We start from the raw sequence: 15,335 nt of genomic DNA on the forward strand, positions 1-15,335 counted from the left end.
CGTGCACTCAGCCATGTGACGATCGGAAGCGGGCGACTGCTTTCAATATGTCATGCCTGGTGACGATACCGACCAGCCGACCGTCGCGGACAACCGGGACGTGCCGGACGTCATGCTCGACCATCCGTTCGGCGAGCTCGCTCAGCGGCGTGTCTTCCGTGGCCGTGATCACCGGTTCACGAGCAATGTCACCAGCCTTCAGGGTGCGCGCTTCAGCATAGAGCTGCTCGAGCCGCTCCGGGTCGATCCAACGCCCGAACAGGTGCGGTGCCTGGAAGGCGGAAAACGGGATCGGGCGTTCCTCCATCAGGAAATCTTCCTCGCGAATCAGCCCGAGGAGCGTGCCGTCGGGGGTAACGACGGGGATCGCGCCGATCTGGTGCTCGAGCATGAGGCCGGCGACCTGTTCGAGCGTCGCGTCGGGACCGACCGTGACGGGGTCGGGCGTCATGATATCGCGAACGCGCAAGGGTCCAGGAGTCTCTGTCGTTTCCTCTACGACCCGACGGGCTGCCAGCGGTCGGTGCAGGAGCAACGGCACAGCGCTCGCGTGGAGGACATGCTCGGCTGTGGATCCGAGGAGCACGCGGCGTACCCCGCTCCGGCCGTGCGTGCCCATCGCGGTGAGGCCGGCGTGCCGGCGCACCGCTTCGGCTGCGATCGTCTCGGCTACCGGGCCGCGGGTGAGGCTCCAGTCGACGCGAAGACCGCGAGAACGGACACGTTGGGCAACGCTTTCTAAGTAGCGCTCCCATTCCGCGGGTTCCTCGTCGTCGCTGAGGACGTGCAAGAGGTGTAGCTCCAGCGGTTCGGTCCCGGCTCCGAGGAGCTGAAGGGCGGTGTCGATCGCTTCCTCGGCGAGCGAAGAACCGTCGAGCGGGACCAGCACCGGCGACAGCTGCACGACCGTGTTCGGCGCTGGCACCGGAACGCGCCCGCGGACGACAACGAGTGGCTGGCGAGCCCGCTGTGCGACGGAGAACGTGATGCTCCCGACGAGCAACCTGGCAATGCCGGTACGACCATGGCTGCTCATCACCAGCGCGGTGGCCTGGCGTTCGTCGGCGAATGCGACGATTTCCTTCGCTGGCTCGCCGATCCGTACTTCGACGTGGTAAGGAACATCCGTTATGGTCTGTGCCAGTTTTTCGATCGCTTCCCGCCGCTGGCTCAGCCAACGCTGGACGAGTTGGTCGACTTGTTCGCCCTCCGCTTCGAGATAGCTCTGCAAGGATTCCGTGATCTCCACGACGGAGAACAACACGATGCCGGTGCCGAGGCGTTGGGCGATCGCCCGGCCGTAGGGGATCGCGCAGTGCGTCACGCGCTCGGGATCGAGATAAGTCGGCAGTACCGGAACGACGACAGGCCCAGCCATCAGTTTGCCCCTCCCCTGCCCAGTCGACTCTTCTGCGCTGTAGCCTAGCACGTTTCGGCCCAGCCGTCGCAGGGGATGCAAGACGCCGTGCAGCCGGTAGGCGACGGCTTCCGCACGGTCCCGCTTGCCGCACGCGTGTTTTTCTGTAATACTGTAATCATCGCAATTGACGGAAGGAGGGGGACATGGAGCGGGATCCGTTCGCGGCGGAGATCCAGGCCTGGTTCACCGGCCGGTTGCCGGAAGGCTGGTTCGTCGAGCCGCCGGAGGTGCGCTACGACCGGGACGAGATTCTCGTCGTCGGTCGGTTGCCCGAACCGGCGCTTCCGGAGGGGGTAACCGAGGAGCAGAAGCAGGCTGCCTGCACGGCTCGGATCCAGCGCTTCCGCGAGGAAACACGCGGGCAGCGCATGCGGATCGCGAGCGAGGCCGAGTACCGGTTCGGGCGAAAAGTGTCGTGGGGTGCAGTCTGTGGTCCGGTCCGCCAGCTCTTCACCGTCCTGAGCGTGCCGGTGATGACGCGACTGCGGCTTCCGGAACGGCAAGTGCTCGACACGCTCGTGGAAGCGGGAATCGCGCGGAGTCGGAGCGAGGCGCTCGCCTGGTGCGTGCGCCTGGTCGGTCGTCATCAAGCGGAGTGGCTCGAGGAGCTCCGGCAGGCGCTCGTCCGGGTGCAGGAACTCCGGCAGGCCGGGCCGGACGTCGATTGAGCTGGACGGTCAGAATCCTCCGGCCAGGCTCCGAGAAACGGCAAGTGAGGGAGGGAACGATTCGATGGTGCGCAAGCTGTACGACGTTCAGCCGGTCGTGCATGAGGGTGATCGATTCGGGACTGAGGACACCGTAACTCCGGTCGAGCCCGAGACGCTGCTCGATGCGTTCTCGCAGGCCGTCGTCCGGGTCGTTCAGCGAGTGGCACCGGCCGTCGTCGGCCTGCAAGTCGTGCGCTCGCTCGGCCTGCCCCAGCGGGTGGCCGAGGTGCCGGGTGCTGGCTCTGGGTTCCTCATCGCACCGGACGGCTATGTTTTGACGAACAGTCATGTCGTCCATCGGGCTCGCCGTATCGTCGTGTCGCTCGCCGACGGGACCGAGTTGCCGGCCCAGCTGGTCGGCGAGGACCCGGCGACCGATCTGGCGGTCGTGCGGGTTCAGGCCTCCGGGTTGCCGGTTGCCGAGCTGGGTGACTCGGATCGCTTGCAGGTCGGGCAGCTGGTGATCGCGATCGGCAATCCGCTCGGTCTCCAGGCCAGCGTGGTCACCGGCGTGGTTTCGGCGCTCGGCCGCTCCTTGCGTGGTCCGGATGGGCGGCTGATCGAGAACGTGATCCAGACCGATGCGCCGCTTAACCCAGGGAATTCCGGCGGGCCACTTGTCGACACGCGTGGCAAGGTGATCGGTGTCAATACCGCGATCGTCGCCGGCGCACAGGGGCTGAGTTTCGCCGTTCCAGCGAACACCGCCCAGTGGGTGGTCGGGCAACTGCTCCGGGAGGGGCGTGTCCGCCGGGCCTGGCTCGGTATCGTCGGTGAGCTCCGTTCGGTGCCCGGTCGCTACGTGCCTGAGCGCGGCGAGCCACGTGCCGCCGGCGTGGCTGTCCTTCAGGTGGTCGAGGGAAGCCCGGCGGCGCGCGCCGGATTGCGGGCGGGTGACATCATCGTGAGCTTGGACGGCGTGCCGCTTCGCTCGCCAACTGACCTCCAGCGAGTGCTGAGCCGTACCCCAGTCGGGAGTACCGTCACGCTCGGAGTGGTGCGGCAGGGCAAGTTACTTACGCTCGAAGCCGAACTCGCAGCGGAGCCAGCCACGAACCGCTAAGTCAGGCGATAGACCTCGGGGAACAGCCGGCGACCGACGAGCGTGAAGCCGAGCGCGATCGCAGCGGCGACTGCGACGGTGAGCGGCACACCGACCAGGTCACCGATCCCACCGAGGGCCATGGTGCCGAGCGGCATGAACCCCATCGGGATCACGGTGTAGAGCGCCATGACGCGACCGCGGAACTCGTCCGTCACGATCAACTGCAGGAGCGTGTTCGTGAATGCCATGAGCAGGGTCTGGCTCGCACCGATGAGGAAGAGCAAGGCGGCCGAGAGCGTAACCCATTGCGACAGCGCGAAGGCGACGAGCGTGCTCGCGAAGACGATATTGACGAAAAACAGGAGCTTGCCCCGTCGTCCTCGTTCGCTCAGCGTGCCGACGAGGAGGGCGCCGCTGAGCGCTCCGGCGCCGTTGATCCCCATGAGCAACCCATAGCCAGCGGCACCGGTGTGCAGGACATCACGGGCGAAGACCGGCATGAGCTGGAGATAGGGCCGGCCGAGAAAGGTGGGAACGGCGAGGAGCGTCAGGAGGCCGAGGAGTCGCCGATCCTGCCGCACCGCCTGCAGGCCCAGCCGCACCTGCGCCACGATCGGAACCTGACCGCGGTCGTGCCTCGGCGGAGCAGGCTCGAGCGTCCAGACAGCCCAGAGCACGGGTAGATAACTCAACCCGTTCAGGACGAAGGCCCAGCCAGTTCCGGCGGCGGCCACCAGCAGTCCGGCCAGGGAAGGGCCGACGACTGCGGCTGCGTTCCAGGCGGCAGAGTTGAGCCCGACAGCCGAGGCGACGCGCTCGCTCCCGACGAGTCCCGGGACCATCGCCTGGCGAGCCGGATTGTCGAACGCCATGACCGTGGCGGTGGCGAACGCGATGAGAAGGATGTGCCACGGGCGGACAAGCCCGGTGAGGTCGAGCACGCCGAGAAGCATGGCGAGGACAGCGGCTGCCGACTGGGTGACGAGCAGAATGCGTCTTCGGTCGACTCGGTCAGCGACAGCACCACCCACCAGTGTGATGGTCAGCGTCGGTACCGAACGCAAGAGGCCGTAGAGCCCGAGATAGGCCGGTGAGTCAGTGAGCGCCAGGATGAGCCAACCCTGGGCGACGAGTTGCAGCCAGCTGCCGACGTTCGAGACGAGCATGCTTGCCCAGAAGCGCCGGTAGGCTGGGACAGCCAAGGCGCTGCGCTCGAACGCCAGGCGGAGGCGAGCTGAGAGGGACGAGGCTTGAGCGGATACAGCCGGCTGTCGCCGTGCCATAGTCGGTCTCCCGGTTCCCGCCCGCGAGCGAGTCACAGCGAGGCTGGAAAAGAGTCGGACTCGCGTGCCAGCCGGCAATCATAACAGCAGTCCAGCATCGGGGGAGCGGTTCGGCGAGTTCGGTCGGGGCGTGCCGGGCATCCCGTGCCGGTCGTTCGTCGATGCCGCTACGTGGCGTACCGCTCTTGGAGACCGAAGACTGGAGCGGGGCGCGTAGCCGTTGGGAGACGATGGCGTGGTGGACAGCGACGGGAGCCGATTTGGGCGGAGAGCGCGAGGCGTGCCGTGCCGTTCTCGACCGGCTCGCGGTTCGACTCGTTCCGAGGTGGAGGGACCGAGGAGGCTCGTCCACTACGGAATCGGCTGGCTTCCAGTTGCGGCAGCGACCCACTGGATGACGGTACGCAGGTCGCTGTAGCGGTCCTGGCTGCCGAGCAGCACGGCGACGAAGAGGCGTTCGTCGACCGTGCGCCAGGCGGCGACGAGACACTGGCCCGCAGCTGGCGTGGTTCCCGTCTTCACACCGATGATGCCCAGCTGGCCCAGCAGTTCGTTCGTGTTCTCGAGTTCCAGGACACGGGCATTGGGTCCGCCGACGCGGACTGAGGCCTGGCGCAGCGCGACGATCGCTGACAGCTCAGGATCAGCCAGGACAGCCCGTGCCAAACGCACGAGATCGGCTGCGCTGGTCGTCTGCTCTGGTACGTCGTCGCCGTCCGGTGTCCGCACGACCGTCTGCTCGAGCCCGAGCGCACGAGCTTTTTCCTGCATGGCTGAGAGGAAACGTTCCTGTGGTGACCGATCAGCTGGCTCGGCGAGTCGTTCGCCAGCGACCCGGGCCAGAGTCCGGGCCGCGTCGTTGCCGGAGGGCAGTAAAAGACCGATCAGAAGGTCATGGACCGTGATCGTATCTCCTGCTGCCAACCCCATGGACGATTCGACAGCCGGATCGACGACATCCTCGCGGGCCACTGTCACGATCTCCTCCGAGGAGAGGATGTCCTTCACGGTCAGGGCGGTCAGCAGTTTCAGCGTACTCGCCGGTGGCAGTGGTGTTCGGCTCTCTCGTTCGAGCAGGACGTGGTCTTCGGAGAGGTCGACAACGAGGATAGCCCGTGCGCCGAGCGGTGGTGGCGTCGGTGTCGGTAGCGGGGTAGGGGTCGGTGTTGGTGTTGCAGGAGGTTCCATCGTCAGTGTGGCCGACGGCGTCGGAGCGGAGGACGCAGCGAAGCGCGCGAGCGTGATACCGGCGATCGCGATACTCGACACCAGGAGCAGGAGCGCAAGACCGAACTCCCGACCCAGTTTCCTCGGTCCGCTCACCGTTACGCTCCGACGCGAACGATTCGGTCAGGGGGAACCGGGAGCGGAAGACCAGCTCGCGCTTCGGGCCAATGGCGCACCCGCGTCGGGAGTGCCCGCCACACCGTGCAAAAGATGCGGCACCAGCGGTCGAAGCGTTGCTGGTCGCGCTCCGTCCAGCTGAGGGCATAGGCCTCGCGGAGCCAAGCAGGGAGGAGTCCCAGCGTCAGCCAGCGCCAGGCACGGGCCGCCGGACCGAGCCACCAGGGCTGGGGCGGGTTCAGGACCGCTGCGGCCAGGCGTCGTGCCAGGGGCGTGACGACGATGGCTCCGGAGCGCTGGACTCGCGCGATCGTGTCCTCCAGCTCGGCCCAGCTGCGCGGGAACGTGCCCGGTGGGGCACCGAGCCAGCGCTCCATCGCAGTCGCTTCTGCGCAGTACTGGTCGCGGGCTCGGACATCGAGCGGCGCGACGAACCGCTCGTACGCGACGAGCGTCGCTTCGATCGTCGTCACGTGAACCCAGGTGAGGAGTTCCGGGTCATGTGCTGAATAGCGTGTTCCAGCTGGGTAGGGACCGAGGGGCTCCGGAAGGATACCGTGGACACGGTCGTGGGTACGTGCGATCCGTTCGGCAACAGCGATCGCTCGTGCTGGTGGGCCGAACGTGAGCGCACGCATAGCGTCGACGGTCGCGCGGAACCGGCAGAGGGCCGAGCGCCAGTCGGTGGCGAAACGCGAATGATCGGCGACGCCAGCAGCGACGAGCGGGTGGGCGAGTTGCGCCAGGATCGCTCGCCCCCAGCCCAGCACGACGATCCGTTCCGCGTTGATGACTTGCACGAGCGGTCGCTCGCTCACTCGTTCCGTCATGTCCTCTCGCTCCGCGTTTCGCCCACAACGAGCGGTTCAGCCGGTCCGCTTTCGGTCCGCGCGATCACGAGTAGCCGCGGTGACCACAGGTTGTACGGTGTTCCATCGTCGTCGCCCCAACACTCGGTCGCAACGTAGCCGAGCTGTCGGCAGAGCCGAGTGACCTCGCTCGCGGTATAGAGGCGCAACGCGCGCTCGTGCCTGTCTCGTGTACCGTTCGGCCAGACGAGCTGCCACTCGACCCGGAGTATCCCACTGGGGAGGTCCCAGCGCTCGTGCACGAGCACGAGGAGCCCATTGAGTTCGCCCCAGAGCCGCTCGACGAAATCGCGTGCCAAAAGTTCCCGATTGGGCAGGTCCAGCACCAGGGTGCCACCCGGCCGGAGTGTGGTCGCCGCGATGCGCAGGAACTCCTCGTCGTCATGTTCCTGGCCGGTCGCTCCCAGGACGAGACCGGGAGCGAGAACGAGATCGAAGGCACGGCGGAACGGGAGCCGGTGCGGATCGCGGCGTACCCAGTGGATCGCAGCCGAACCCGTGCCGATGCGCTGTCGCGCCTGTTCGACGAGTGCCTCAAGCGGTTCGGCAGCCGTCACGTGCGCACCACGCGCCGCGAGTTCGGCGACGAGTTCAGCCGGTGCCAGAAGCGTCAGCACATCGCTGCCGGTTCGCAAAAGGCCGCGCTGAGCGAGCGTGTCGAGCAAGTAGCGGCGTGCTGGGTCGGCCGGCGCTGGTCGCCCGAACTCGCGTACGAGTTGCTGGACGATGAGCTCGCTCTGCGTCGCCATGGTGGGTTTCCTTCACTGGATGACTGGTGCCGTGCCTAGGGTGACGCGCAGACTGATCTCCCGTCCGTTCCGGTTCACCACGAGTGTCACCTCGTCTCCGGGTTGATGGATACCGAGTGCGGCTTGTAAGTCGTCTCCATTGGCGATCTCCCGATCGTCCAAGCGGACGATGATATCACCCGGCTGGATTCCGGCCTGATCGGCCGGTCCACCGGACTCCACGTCGACGACGAGAACACCGCGGCTCACCGGCAGACCGTAGGCGGCCGCGAGTGCGGGCGTGACCGACACGGACGTGATGCCCAGGTACGGACGCGGCCGGGCTTCTAGGAGTTGTTGGACGATCTCTTTGGCCTTGTTGATCGGTATCGCGAAGCCGATCCCTTCGGCCGTTTGGATCTTCGCGGTGTTGATACCGACGACTTCACCCTGGAGGTTCACCAGAGGACCACCGGAATTGCCAGGATTGATCGCGGCATCGGTCTGGATCAGCGGGCCGAACGCTGCTTCGCCCGGTGAGGGCGTGATGGTACGGTTCAATGCACTGACGACACCGGCGGTCACGGTCGGCCCACCCTCGAGCCCGAGCGCGTTGCCGATGGCGACGACCCACTGGCCGACTCGGAGCTGGTCGCTGTCTCCGAGCGTTGCGACCGGAAGGTTTTCTCCATCGATTTTGACGACAGCGATGTCGTTGGCTGGCGAGCGGCCGACCACCCGGCCGGTGAACTGGCGTCCGTCGCCGAGAACGACCTGGATTTCCTGTGCGCCAGCGATGACATGGTCGTTGGTGAGGATATAGCCGCGTGCATCGAAGATGACACCGGAACCGACGCCTTGCTGGATCTGTCCGAACCCGAAGAGACTGGGCACGATCGAGCGGACGGCTACGTAGACGACAGCTGGCGTCACCTGCTGCGCCACCGTCTCGATCGCGGTCGCGAAGTTCGTCTCGGCTGCGGGAGCAGGAGCAGTGACGGTCGTGCCGGCCGGCGTGCGGTCAGCCTGTGCCAGGGGGGAAAGCGCTGCAGCCGTCTGGACTGGGGTGAGCGCGCCAGTCGGGCTCGGTGAACTCGGCGCGACGCTGACGTTGAAACAACCGCTTCCGGCGATCCAGCCGACGAAAAAGGCGATGAGGGCAGTAAGTCCGAGTATCTGATGTCGCATGCGTGCGCTCCTCCCTCTGACGGAGCACCTTGTCCCGGCGCTCAATCCTACGTCTGGCAGCACGAGACGTATGATAGGAGCTATCGGAGCTGGTGTGTGCCCGCCGGAGCGCGTATGGACGGTGACCTGCACGGAGTCAGCGACAGTGAGCTGGTGGGGCGCATTCGACAGCGCGACCGGTCGGCGCTCGCGGCGCTCTACGATCGGTACGCGCGAACGGTCTATTCGCTGGTGCTCAGCATCGTGCACGACCGCAGCGTTGCTGAGGACATCGTGCAGGAACTGTTCGTGCAGCTCTGGCAATACCCGGAACTCTACGATGCGGGACGCGGAGCCTTCGCGCCGTGGTTCCTGCGCATGGCCCGGAATCGGGCGATCGACGCCCTCCGGCGTCGCCAGCGCGATCGGTACCTGTACGAGCGGCTCCGCGGGATCGAGTGGCGGAAGGTTCAGGACGACCCGGATGAGCTGACAGTATTGGGAGACGAAGCAACCCGGATCCGCCAAGCGTTCGCTGATCTGGAGAACGAGCAACGGCAGGTCATCGAACTGGCGTATTTCGGCGGCCTGACGCAACGGGAGATCGCCGAATACCTGGGGATCCCGCTCGGTACGGTGAAGACGCGCATCCGCACTGCATTGCAGCGACTAGCCGATGCACTGGCGGGAGAACGGGAGCCATGGGGCGAGACGCGGTGAGCGAGCACGAACCGGAACTCGTTGGGTATGCGTTGGGCGAGCTGAGTCCAGCCGAAGCAGCTCGGGTCGCCAGGCATCTGGAAGCGTGTCCGGAATGCCGCACGACGTTGCGGAACATCGAGGCGTCGCTCGGCTGGCTGGGAACGGTGGTACCGCAGACCGAGCCACCAGCGGGGCTGCGAGCGCGGGTGCTGGCGGCAGCGGCCGGGGACGATCGGCGCCGGTGGCGCTCGGCATGGGCGCGTGGCCTTCTGGCCGCGGCAGCGGGACTCCTCGTAATCGCGCTCGTGCTCGCTGTTACCCGAGCGGATCGGCGGGTCGACGAACTGGCGAGCCGGCAGGCGGTCGTCGCGGCGGTGCTGGCTGAGGCGGACTGGTCGACGGCGATGCGAGGTGAAGCGCCTGGCCTCCCATCGGTGGTCGGGCGTGTCTATCTCGATCGCGAAGGAGAGCGTGCTGTCGTCGCGCTGGAGAAGATGCCGCCGCCGGAGCGGGGAACGGTCTATCAACTCTGGCTCGTGCGATCCGATGGGCAACGCGAGAACGGGGGCGTGTTCGTGCCTGATGCGGCTGGGCGTGTCTTGCTCGTCGTCGAAGCGCAGGCGAGCTGGAGCGCCTATCAGGGGATGGGCATCACGATGGAGCCAGCGCCGGAAGGAAGTCCACAGCCGACTGGGCGCCGCGTGGCCGGTTGCAGCTGGAAGTGGGAAGCGTGGCGTTCGGGCTGAGGCAGGAGCCAGAAGACCGGTGGCACCCGCTGGAGAGGGTGCCACCGGTCGTGTGTCTGCGTTCGTCGGAACGCTCAGTGCTTCAGGATCTTGTAATAATCGTAGTGCCGGAGGAAGATATTCCATGCTGGCGTAAAGTCGCCGTTGCGGTTGCGTGGTAAGTTCGTGACCCAGGGCTTCATGAGTCCATAGTTCCACGGATTATACACATAGATCGCGGCTGCATCCTCTAGCTGGATGAGCTGCGCCTTGTAGTACAACTCGTAGCGCTTCTTTGGATCCTGCTCGCCGTTCGCCTGGAGGACGAGTCGGTCGAACTCATCGTTCGTCCAGGAGTGGCGGTGACCAGTGGGCGCCTTCGAGTACCAGACCTGGAACAGCGTATTGGCCGGATCCGGATAGTCGACGTACCAGCGCACCCACATGAGCGGGATTTCGTGCTTCCACATGCGCTCGTAGGTCTCGCGAGGCTCGCCGACAATGTGCTCGATCTCCATACCGAGCACTTCTTTGAGCATCTGGATGATCGCCGCTGCGGCGGCCTTCGGTGCGTCGCCTTCTTCGCGGTGGGTGAGCGTGAGGCCCTTCGGCCAGTTCTTGCCGCCCTCATAGGGCGTTCCCTTGAGCCACTGGCGTGCCTTGTCCGGGTTGTACTCGGTGAGTTCACGGATCTTGTCGTCCGGCTCGATGTAGTAGGGCATGCCGGGCGGCGTGAAGGTATAGGCGACGGTCGCCAGACCCTTCAGTACTTGCTTCACGATCGTCTCGCGGTCGATGGCGTGGGCCATCGCGCGGCGGACTTCCTTGAGATTGTAAGGCTCGAAGTTCGGGTCGGGGACCAGATACCACGTGCCGAAGAGGTTGAACTGCTGGTATTCCTTGCTGAGTTTCGGATCGGATCGGACACGCTCGAGCTGACCGAGCGGGCCGCGGTACATCCAATCGATCTCGTTATTCTCGTACGCCTGTAAGGCGGCGTCGCTCGGGATGATCGGCCGTTCGACCCGCTGGAGCGTGATGTTCTTGGCGTTCCAGTACTTCTCGTTCTTCTCGAGCACCACGATCTTGTCGTGCTCCCACCGGACGAGCTTGAAGGGGCCATTGCAGACGATATTCTCGGCTTCGGTCCACTTGTCGCCGTACTTCTCGACCGAGGGGCGATGAGCCGGAGCGGCTGCGATATAGGCGGCGAGAATCGGGAAGTAACCGCGCGGTCCTTCCAGCGTGACCTGGAGCGTGTAGTCGTCGAGCGCCTTGACGCCGACATCGTCGCGCGTGACACCCGGCTTCTGCGTGTTGAAGGCCTCCGCGTTCTTGATGTCGTAGAGGAAACCAGCGTAGGGAGCGGCAGTGGCGGGATCGAGCTGGCGCTTCCAGGACCATTCGTAGTCATGTGCGGTGACCGGATCGCCGTTGCTCCAGTAGCTATCTTTGCGGAGATAGAAGGTCCAGACGGAGGCATCCTGGTTCGGTTCCCAACGTTCGGCGATATCGGGCACGACCTCGAGGTCTGGAGTGAACATGCCCAGCATGGCGAAGCATGCTTCATCGCCGCCACAGTAGAGGTCGCGGTTGAAGTCGAAGCTTTGCGGATCCTGCTCGAAGTTCGTTCGGAAGACCTGATCCGCGGCCAGTTCAGCCGCTGCAGCGGTCGGGCTGGGGGCTGCGGTCGGCGTGGGACCGACGGCTCGTGGTGGCGTCGGAGTCGGAACGGGTGGCGGGGTCACGCCAGCAGCCGGGCTCGGTGTGGTTCCCTCACCACGCTGGCAAGCGGCAGCGGCGAGTGCGGCACCAGTCGCACCACCGGCAGCTCCCACGATGCGAATGAACTCACGCCGGTCGAGGCCGATCGCCTGGAAGCGTTTCCAGAGTAGTGCGACTTGTTCTGGGTCTTCCCACCAGCGGAGTTTGTCGCTCATCGAACCTCCTCCTCTCAGCAGACGATGCGGTGAGCCGAACGGTAGTCAACGAACCGCGCGTCCAGCGGGCCGTGCACCTCCTTCCGTTCAGTCGCGTTTGCGCGTGCGCGGGTCGAGCGCGTCGCGAAGCCCATCACCGAGGAAGGTAAAGCTCAGCATCAGGAGCGCGATGAGGATAGTCGGGAAGATCGGCATGTACCAGTAGGAGGTGATGTACTGCTGCGTCTCGCCGGCCATCTTGCCCCAACTCGGTCGTGGCTCCGGGATGCCGATGCCGATGAAGCTCAGCGCCGCCTCGGTGAAGATCGCTTGCGGGATACCGAACGTGAGTGCGACGATGATCGGCGACAGCGCGTTGGGGAGCATATGGCGCGTGATGATCCGCCAGGGCGACGCGCCGGCCGCCCGTGCAGCGATCACGAAATCGCGCTCGCGGAGTGCCAGGAACTCGGCGCGGGTGAGCCGCGCCAGCGTGACCCAACCCGTGACGCCGATCGCGATGAAGATGTTCTGCATTCCACGTCCGAGCGCCGCCATGATCAGAATCACGAAGAGCAGTTGCGGAAACGCGTACATCACGTCGACGAAACGCATGAGGATCGCGTCAACGCGCCCGCCGAGGTAACCGGCGAGTGCGCCGATCGGCACACCGATCAAGAAAACGATCACCTGCGCGCCGAGTCCGACCAGCATCGAGACCTGTGCGCCCCAAATCAGGCGGCTGAGCATATCGCGGCCGACGAGGTCGGTACCGAGCGGGTACTTCCCGGTCCAGGTGGGGAACTGCGAAACAGCCGAGAAGTCCGCCTTGTCGTACGGGTACGGTGCGAGGATCGGCGCGAAGATCGCCATGATGGTAAAGAGGCTGACCATGATGAGACCGAACAGGGCCAGGCGGTTGGCCAGCAAGCGGCTGAGCGCGTCGCGCCAGAGCGTCCGGTGCGGGCGCGCGGCCCAGACCAGTGCGTCCAGCCGCTCCGCTCGTCCTGTCATTCCAGCGCCAGTCGTCGCCATGCACGGGACTCCCTTCTACGGGCTCAGGCCAGCCGAATGCGCGGGTCGACGATACCGTAGAGAATGTCGACGACGATGTTCATGACGGCCAAGAATGCACCGTAGATCAGGATGACGGCCATGATCATCGGGTAATCCCGGGCGATCAAGCTATCGACGAAGAAACGACCCATACCAGGAACCCGAAAGATCTTTTCGACGAACGGCGACCCGGTTCCGATGGCAGCGAACATCGGCCCGAGAATCGTGATGGGTGGGATGAGGCCGTTCTTGAGCACGTGCCGCACGATGACCTGCCGGTCATTGAGGCCCTTCGCGTACGCGGTGCGGACGAAGTCTTGCCGGAGTACCTCGACCATACTCGCCCGGGTGTAGCGCGCGATGATTCCGATCGGGCCGAGTGCGAGTGCGATGGTCGGCAGGACCCAATCGATCGGTGAGTCCCATCCGCCGGTACGTGGTACGACCGGAATGAGGAGGACTAAGAGCACGATGAGGAACAGGGCGAGGATGAAGTTCGGCACCGCTACACCCAATGTCGCGATCAAACTACAGAGGTAGTCGACCGGACCGTTCTGGTTGATCGCCGCGATGACCCCGAGCGGGATACCGATCAGGATGGCGAGTGCCATGGCCATGATACCCAGGTGCAAGGAAATGGGCAGCGTGCTCGCCATGATCTCCCGCACCTCACGCGTCTGATATTGATACGAATAACCGAAGTCGAGCGTAAAGATGTGGCGGAGGTAGTTGAGGTACTGCTGCCACAGCGGCTTGTCCAGGCCGTACTTCTTGGCGAGCGCTTCCTGTGCTGCTGGGGGAAGAGGGTTGGCATTGGGAGCACGCGGTTGCAAGGGACTCCCTGGTGTCGCATGCATGATGATGAAGGTAATCAGAGAAATTGCAATGAGCGTCGGAATGATCATCAGTAAGCGCCGAGCGATATACGCTGCCATCGAGGCGACTCCCCGCTTCGATCGACTTCGCTTTCGCCACTACGTGGTCATCGGGCAGGATCGCTACATGCACACTAGCACACGGACGAAACCCGTGTCAATCATGATGTCGGAAGCGGCGGGTAAAGTCCGTTCTGTGCGTATGGGTCGGCTGTTGACGTTTGCCGAACACACCAGCTCGTGCTCACGAGACGAGTCTACGCGGAGAACCGGAAGAGCGAGGTGATGCAGCGTGTTACAAGAGCGAGAAGCCTGGCCATGCAGGGTGCACGGCCAGGCTCGCTCTCGGGTCGATCCGAGTGCTCGTCAACTCGCCGATGCGGTGGCGCGCTCGCGCTTTTCCATCACGTTGGTGGAGTGGCCGGCATCGAGCCGGGCGGACGGGTCGATATGGACAACCGCGTGGTTGACGGCGGTGATCGCCTCGGCGACGCCGGTGGCGATCAGCTTGAACTTGCCGGGATAGACGGCGACGTCACCGGCGGCGAAGACACCGGGGAGGCCGGTGCTCATCGTGCGTGGGTCGACGACGATGCCGTTGCGCTCGATCGTCAGGCCCCAGCTCTTGAGCGGACCCAAGTCTGCTGCGAAGCCGATGGCGATGATCAGCGCCTGAGCGGGGAAGACGCGTTCCTCGCCGGTGCGGGTCTGGTGGACGACGACTTCCTCCAGCCAGGCGTTACCGTGCACCTCCTTGACCTCGTAGAACGGGTAGTAGAGCGCCACTGGCGACTCGTGCAGCTGCTGGACCGAGCGCTCGTGGGCGCGGAACTTGGAGCGGTGGACGAGCGTCGTCGAGCGGGCGAGCGGATACACCGCCAGGGCCCAGTCGACGGCGGAGTCGCCGCCACCGACGATCACCACGTCCTTGTCGCGGAACTCTTCGAGGGAACGGACGAGGTAGGTCACGCCGCGGCCTTCGAAGTCTCGGACACCGGGTGCCTCGAGGCGCTTGGGCTCGAAGGAGCCGACGCCGGCGCAGATGATGACGGTCCGGGTGTAATGCTCACCCTTGTCGGTCGTCAGGCGATAGGAGCCGGCGTCCTCGAGCCACTCGAGCGTCTGAGCGGTCTCGCCGAGGCAGGGGACGGCGCCGGTCGAGAGGCCCTGCTCGACCGCGCCCTTGACATAGTCCTTGGCCAGGATCTTGGGGAAACCGGCGATATCGTAGATGTACTTTTCGGGGTAGACGGCGATGAGCTGGCCGCCGAGTTCGGGCAGGGAGTCGATGATCTTGGTCTTGAGGCCGCGCATGCCGGCGTAGAAGGCGGCGAAGAGCCCCACCGGCCCCCCACCGATGATCGTGGTATCGAACACTTCGTGCTGCGTCATCGTTCGTTTCACCTCCGCACCGCTCATGGTGCGCCCGTCTCCCGAACGCCATCGGTCGGAAGCGGGCTCCGCTCGGGAACAGCACGTCTTCCAGACAGTA

The 15,335-nt window shown here is 65.2% G+C and carries 14 protein-coding genes; 4 read left to right on the plus strand and 10 right to left on the minus strand.

The features are described 5' to 3' along the window. Positions 1 to 7: 7 nt before the first annotated feature. Positions 8 to 1,378, minus strand: a complete 1,371-nt coding sequence (locus tag OO015_RS12530) for a universal stress protein (protein ID WP_265941623.1) — start codon at positions 1,376 to 1,378, stop codon at positions 8 to 10. A 185-nt stretch (positions 1,379 to 1,563) separates the two neighbouring features. Between OO015_RS12530 and OO015_RS12535 the strand changes: the two genes are divergently transcribed. Further along, on the plus strand, positions 1,564 to 2,088 hold the full coding sequence (locus OO015_RS12535) for a hypothetical protein (RefSeq protein ID WP_265941625.1): 525 nt from the start codon (positions 1,564 to 1,566) through the stop codon (positions 2,086 to 2,088). Between the two features lie 64 nt (positions 2,089 to 2,152). Next, positions 2,153 to 3,193 (plus strand): S1C family serine protease, encoded by a 1,041-nt coding sequence (locus OO015_RS12540; protein ID WP_265941627.1) that lies wholly within the window; start codon positions 2,153 to 2,155, stop codon positions 3,191 to 3,193. Here the strand turns inward: OO015_RS12540 and OO015_RS12545 are convergent. The 5 genes from OO015_RS12545 to OO015_RS12565 form a co-directional block, all read right to left on the minus strand. Further along, entirely contained in the window at positions 3,190 to 4,458 is a 1,269-nt protein-coding gene (locus OO015_RS12545) for an MFS transporter (RefSeq protein WP_265941629.1), read from the minus strand. The two genes, OO015_RS12540 and OO015_RS12545, sit on opposite strands and share 4 nt — an antisense overlap. A gap of 351 nt (positions 4,459 to 4,809) precedes the next feature. Next, complete coding sequence (locus OO015_RS12550) at positions 4,810 to 5,781, minus strand: D-alanyl-D-alanine carboxypeptidase family protein (RefSeq protein ID WP_265941631.1); 972 nt, start codon at positions 5,779 to 5,781, stop codon at positions 4,810 to 4,812. A gap of 2 nt (positions 5,782 to 5,783) precedes the next feature. Continuing rightward, positions 5,784 to 6,632, minus strand: coding sequence for an oxygenase MpaB family protein (locus OO015_RS12555; protein ID WP_265941633.1), 849 nt, complete (start codon positions 6,630 to 6,632; stop codon positions 5,784 to 5,786). Beyond that, on the minus strand, positions 6,629 to 7,420 hold the full coding sequence (locus OO015_RS12560) for a class I SAM-dependent methyltransferase (RefSeq protein ID WP_265941635.1): 792 nt from the start codon (positions 7,418 to 7,420) through the stop codon (positions 6,629 to 6,631). Before OO015_RS12560 ends, OO015_RS12555 begins: the two co-directional genes overlap by 4 nt. 12 nt (positions 7,421 to 7,432) lie before the next feature. Continuing rightward, entirely contained in the window at positions 7,433 to 8,587 is a 1,155-nt protein-coding gene (locus OO015_RS12565; RefSeq protein WP_265941637.1) for a S1C family serine protease, read from the minus strand. A 114-nt stretch (positions 8,588 to 8,701) separates the two neighbouring features. Between OO015_RS12565 and OO015_RS12570 the strand changes: the two genes are divergently transcribed. Together OO015_RS12570 and OO015_RS12575 are read left to right on the plus strand one after the other, a co-directional pair. Then, positions 8,702 to 9,286: an RNA polymerase sigma factor gene (locus tag OO015_RS12570; protein WP_265941639.1), complete on the plus strand. Its 585-nt coding sequence runs from the start codon at positions 8,702 to 8,704 to the stop codon at positions 9,284 to 9,286. After that, positions 9,283 to 10,014: an anti-sigma factor domain-containing protein gene (locus tag OO015_RS12575; protein WP_265941641.1), complete on the plus strand. Its 732-nt coding sequence runs from the start codon at positions 9,283 to 9,285 to the stop codon at positions 10,012 to 10,014. The genes OO015_RS12570 and OO015_RS12575 overlap by 4 nt, the downstream gene beginning before the upstream one ends. 74 nt (positions 10,015 to 10,088) lie before the next feature. Here OO015_RS12575 and OO015_RS12580 read toward each other — a convergent pair whose 3' ends face one another. The 4 genes from OO015_RS12580 to OO015_RS12595 form a co-directional block, all read right to left on the minus strand. Continuing rightward, positions 10,089 to 11,933 carry a peptide ABC transporter substrate-binding protein gene (locus tag OO015_RS12580; protein WP_265941643.1) on the minus strand — a complete coding sequence of 615 codons (1,845 nt, stop codon included), beginning with the start codon at positions 11,931 to 11,933 and terminating at the stop codon, positions 10,089 to 10,091. 87 nt (positions 11,934 to 12,020) lie between these two features. Further along, the gene (locus tag OO015_RS12585; RefSeq protein WP_265941645.1) at positions 12,021 to 12,947 is read right to left on the minus strand and encodes an ABC transporter permease; all 927 of its coding nucleotides are present in this window, start codon (positions 12,945 to 12,947) and stop codon (positions 12,021 to 12,023) included. Positions 12,948 to 12,970: 23 nt separating this feature from the next. Continuing rightward, positions 12,971 to 13,903, minus strand: coding sequence for an ABC transporter permease (locus OO015_RS12590; RefSeq protein ID WP_265941647.1), 933 nt, complete (start codon positions 13,901 to 13,903; stop codon positions 12,971 to 12,973). Positions 13,904 to 14,209: 306 nt separating this feature from the next. Then, positions 14,210 to 15,235 carry an NAD(P)/FAD-dependent oxidoreductase gene (locus tag OO015_RS12595; protein ID WP_265941649.1) on the minus strand — a complete coding sequence of 342 codons (1,026 nt, stop codon included), beginning with the start codon at positions 15,233 to 15,235 and terminating at the stop codon, positions 14,210 to 14,212. Between the last annotated feature and the right edge of the window lie 100 nt (positions 15,236 to 15,335).

Source organism: Thermomicrobium sp. 4228-Ro (genome assembly GCF_026241205.1).
Classification (GTDB): Bacteria; Chloroflexota; Chloroflexia; order Thermomicrobiales; family Thermomicrobiaceae; genus Thermomicrobium.

What these genes read in the sequence shown, in the direction of transcription:
- OO015_RS12530 (WP_265941623.1), bottom strand. Translation starts at nt 1,378, where the DNA reads ATGGCTGGGCCTGTCGTCGTTCCGGTACTGCCGACTTATCTCGATCCC.
- OO015_RS12535 (WP_265941625.1), top strand. Translation starts at nt 1,564, where the DNA reads ATGGAGCGGGATCCGTTCGCGGCGGAGATCCAGGCCTGGTTCACCGGC.
- OO015_RS12540 (WP_265941627.1), top strand. Translation starts at nt 2,153, where the DNA reads ATGGTGCGCAAGCTGTACGACGTTCAGCCGGTCGTGCATGAGGGTGAT.
- OO015_RS12545 (WP_265941629.1), bottom strand. Translation starts at nt 4,458, where the DNA reads ATGGCACGGCGACAGCCGGCTGTATCCGCTCAAGCCTCGTCCCTCTCA.
- OO015_RS12555 (WP_265941633.1), bottom strand. Translation starts at nt 6,632, where the DNA reads ATGACGGAACGAGTGAGCGAGCGACCGCTCGTGCAAGTCATCAACGCG.
- OO015_RS12560 (WP_265941635.1), bottom strand. Translation starts at nt 7,420, where the DNA reads ATGGCGACGCAGAGCGAGCTCATCGTCCAGCAACTCGTACGCGAGTTC.
- OO015_RS12565 (WP_265941637.1), bottom strand. Translation starts at nt 8,587, where the DNA reads ATGCGACATCAGATACTCGGACTTACTGCCCTCATCGCCTTTTTCGTC.
- OO015_RS12570 (WP_265941639.1), top strand. Translation starts at nt 8,702, where the DNA reads ATGGACGGTGACCTGCACGGAGTCAGCGACAGTGAGCTGGTGGGGCGC.
- OO015_RS12580 (WP_265941643.1), bottom strand. Translation starts at nt 11,933, where the DNA reads ATGAGCGACAAACTCCGCTGGTGGGAAGACCCAGAACAAGTCGCACTA.
- OO015_RS12585 (WP_265941645.1), bottom strand. Translation starts at nt 12,947, where the DNA reads ATGGCGACGACTGGCGCTGGAATGACAGGACGAGCGGAGCGGCTGGAC.
- OO015_RS12590 (WP_265941647.1), bottom strand. Translation starts at nt 13,903, where the DNA reads ATGGCAGCGTATATCGCTCGGCGCTTACTGATGATCATTCCGACGCTC.
- OO015_RS12595 (WP_265941649.1), bottom strand. Translation starts at nt 15,235, where the DNA reads ATGACGCAGCACGAAGTGTTCGATACCACGATCATCGGTGGGGGGCCG.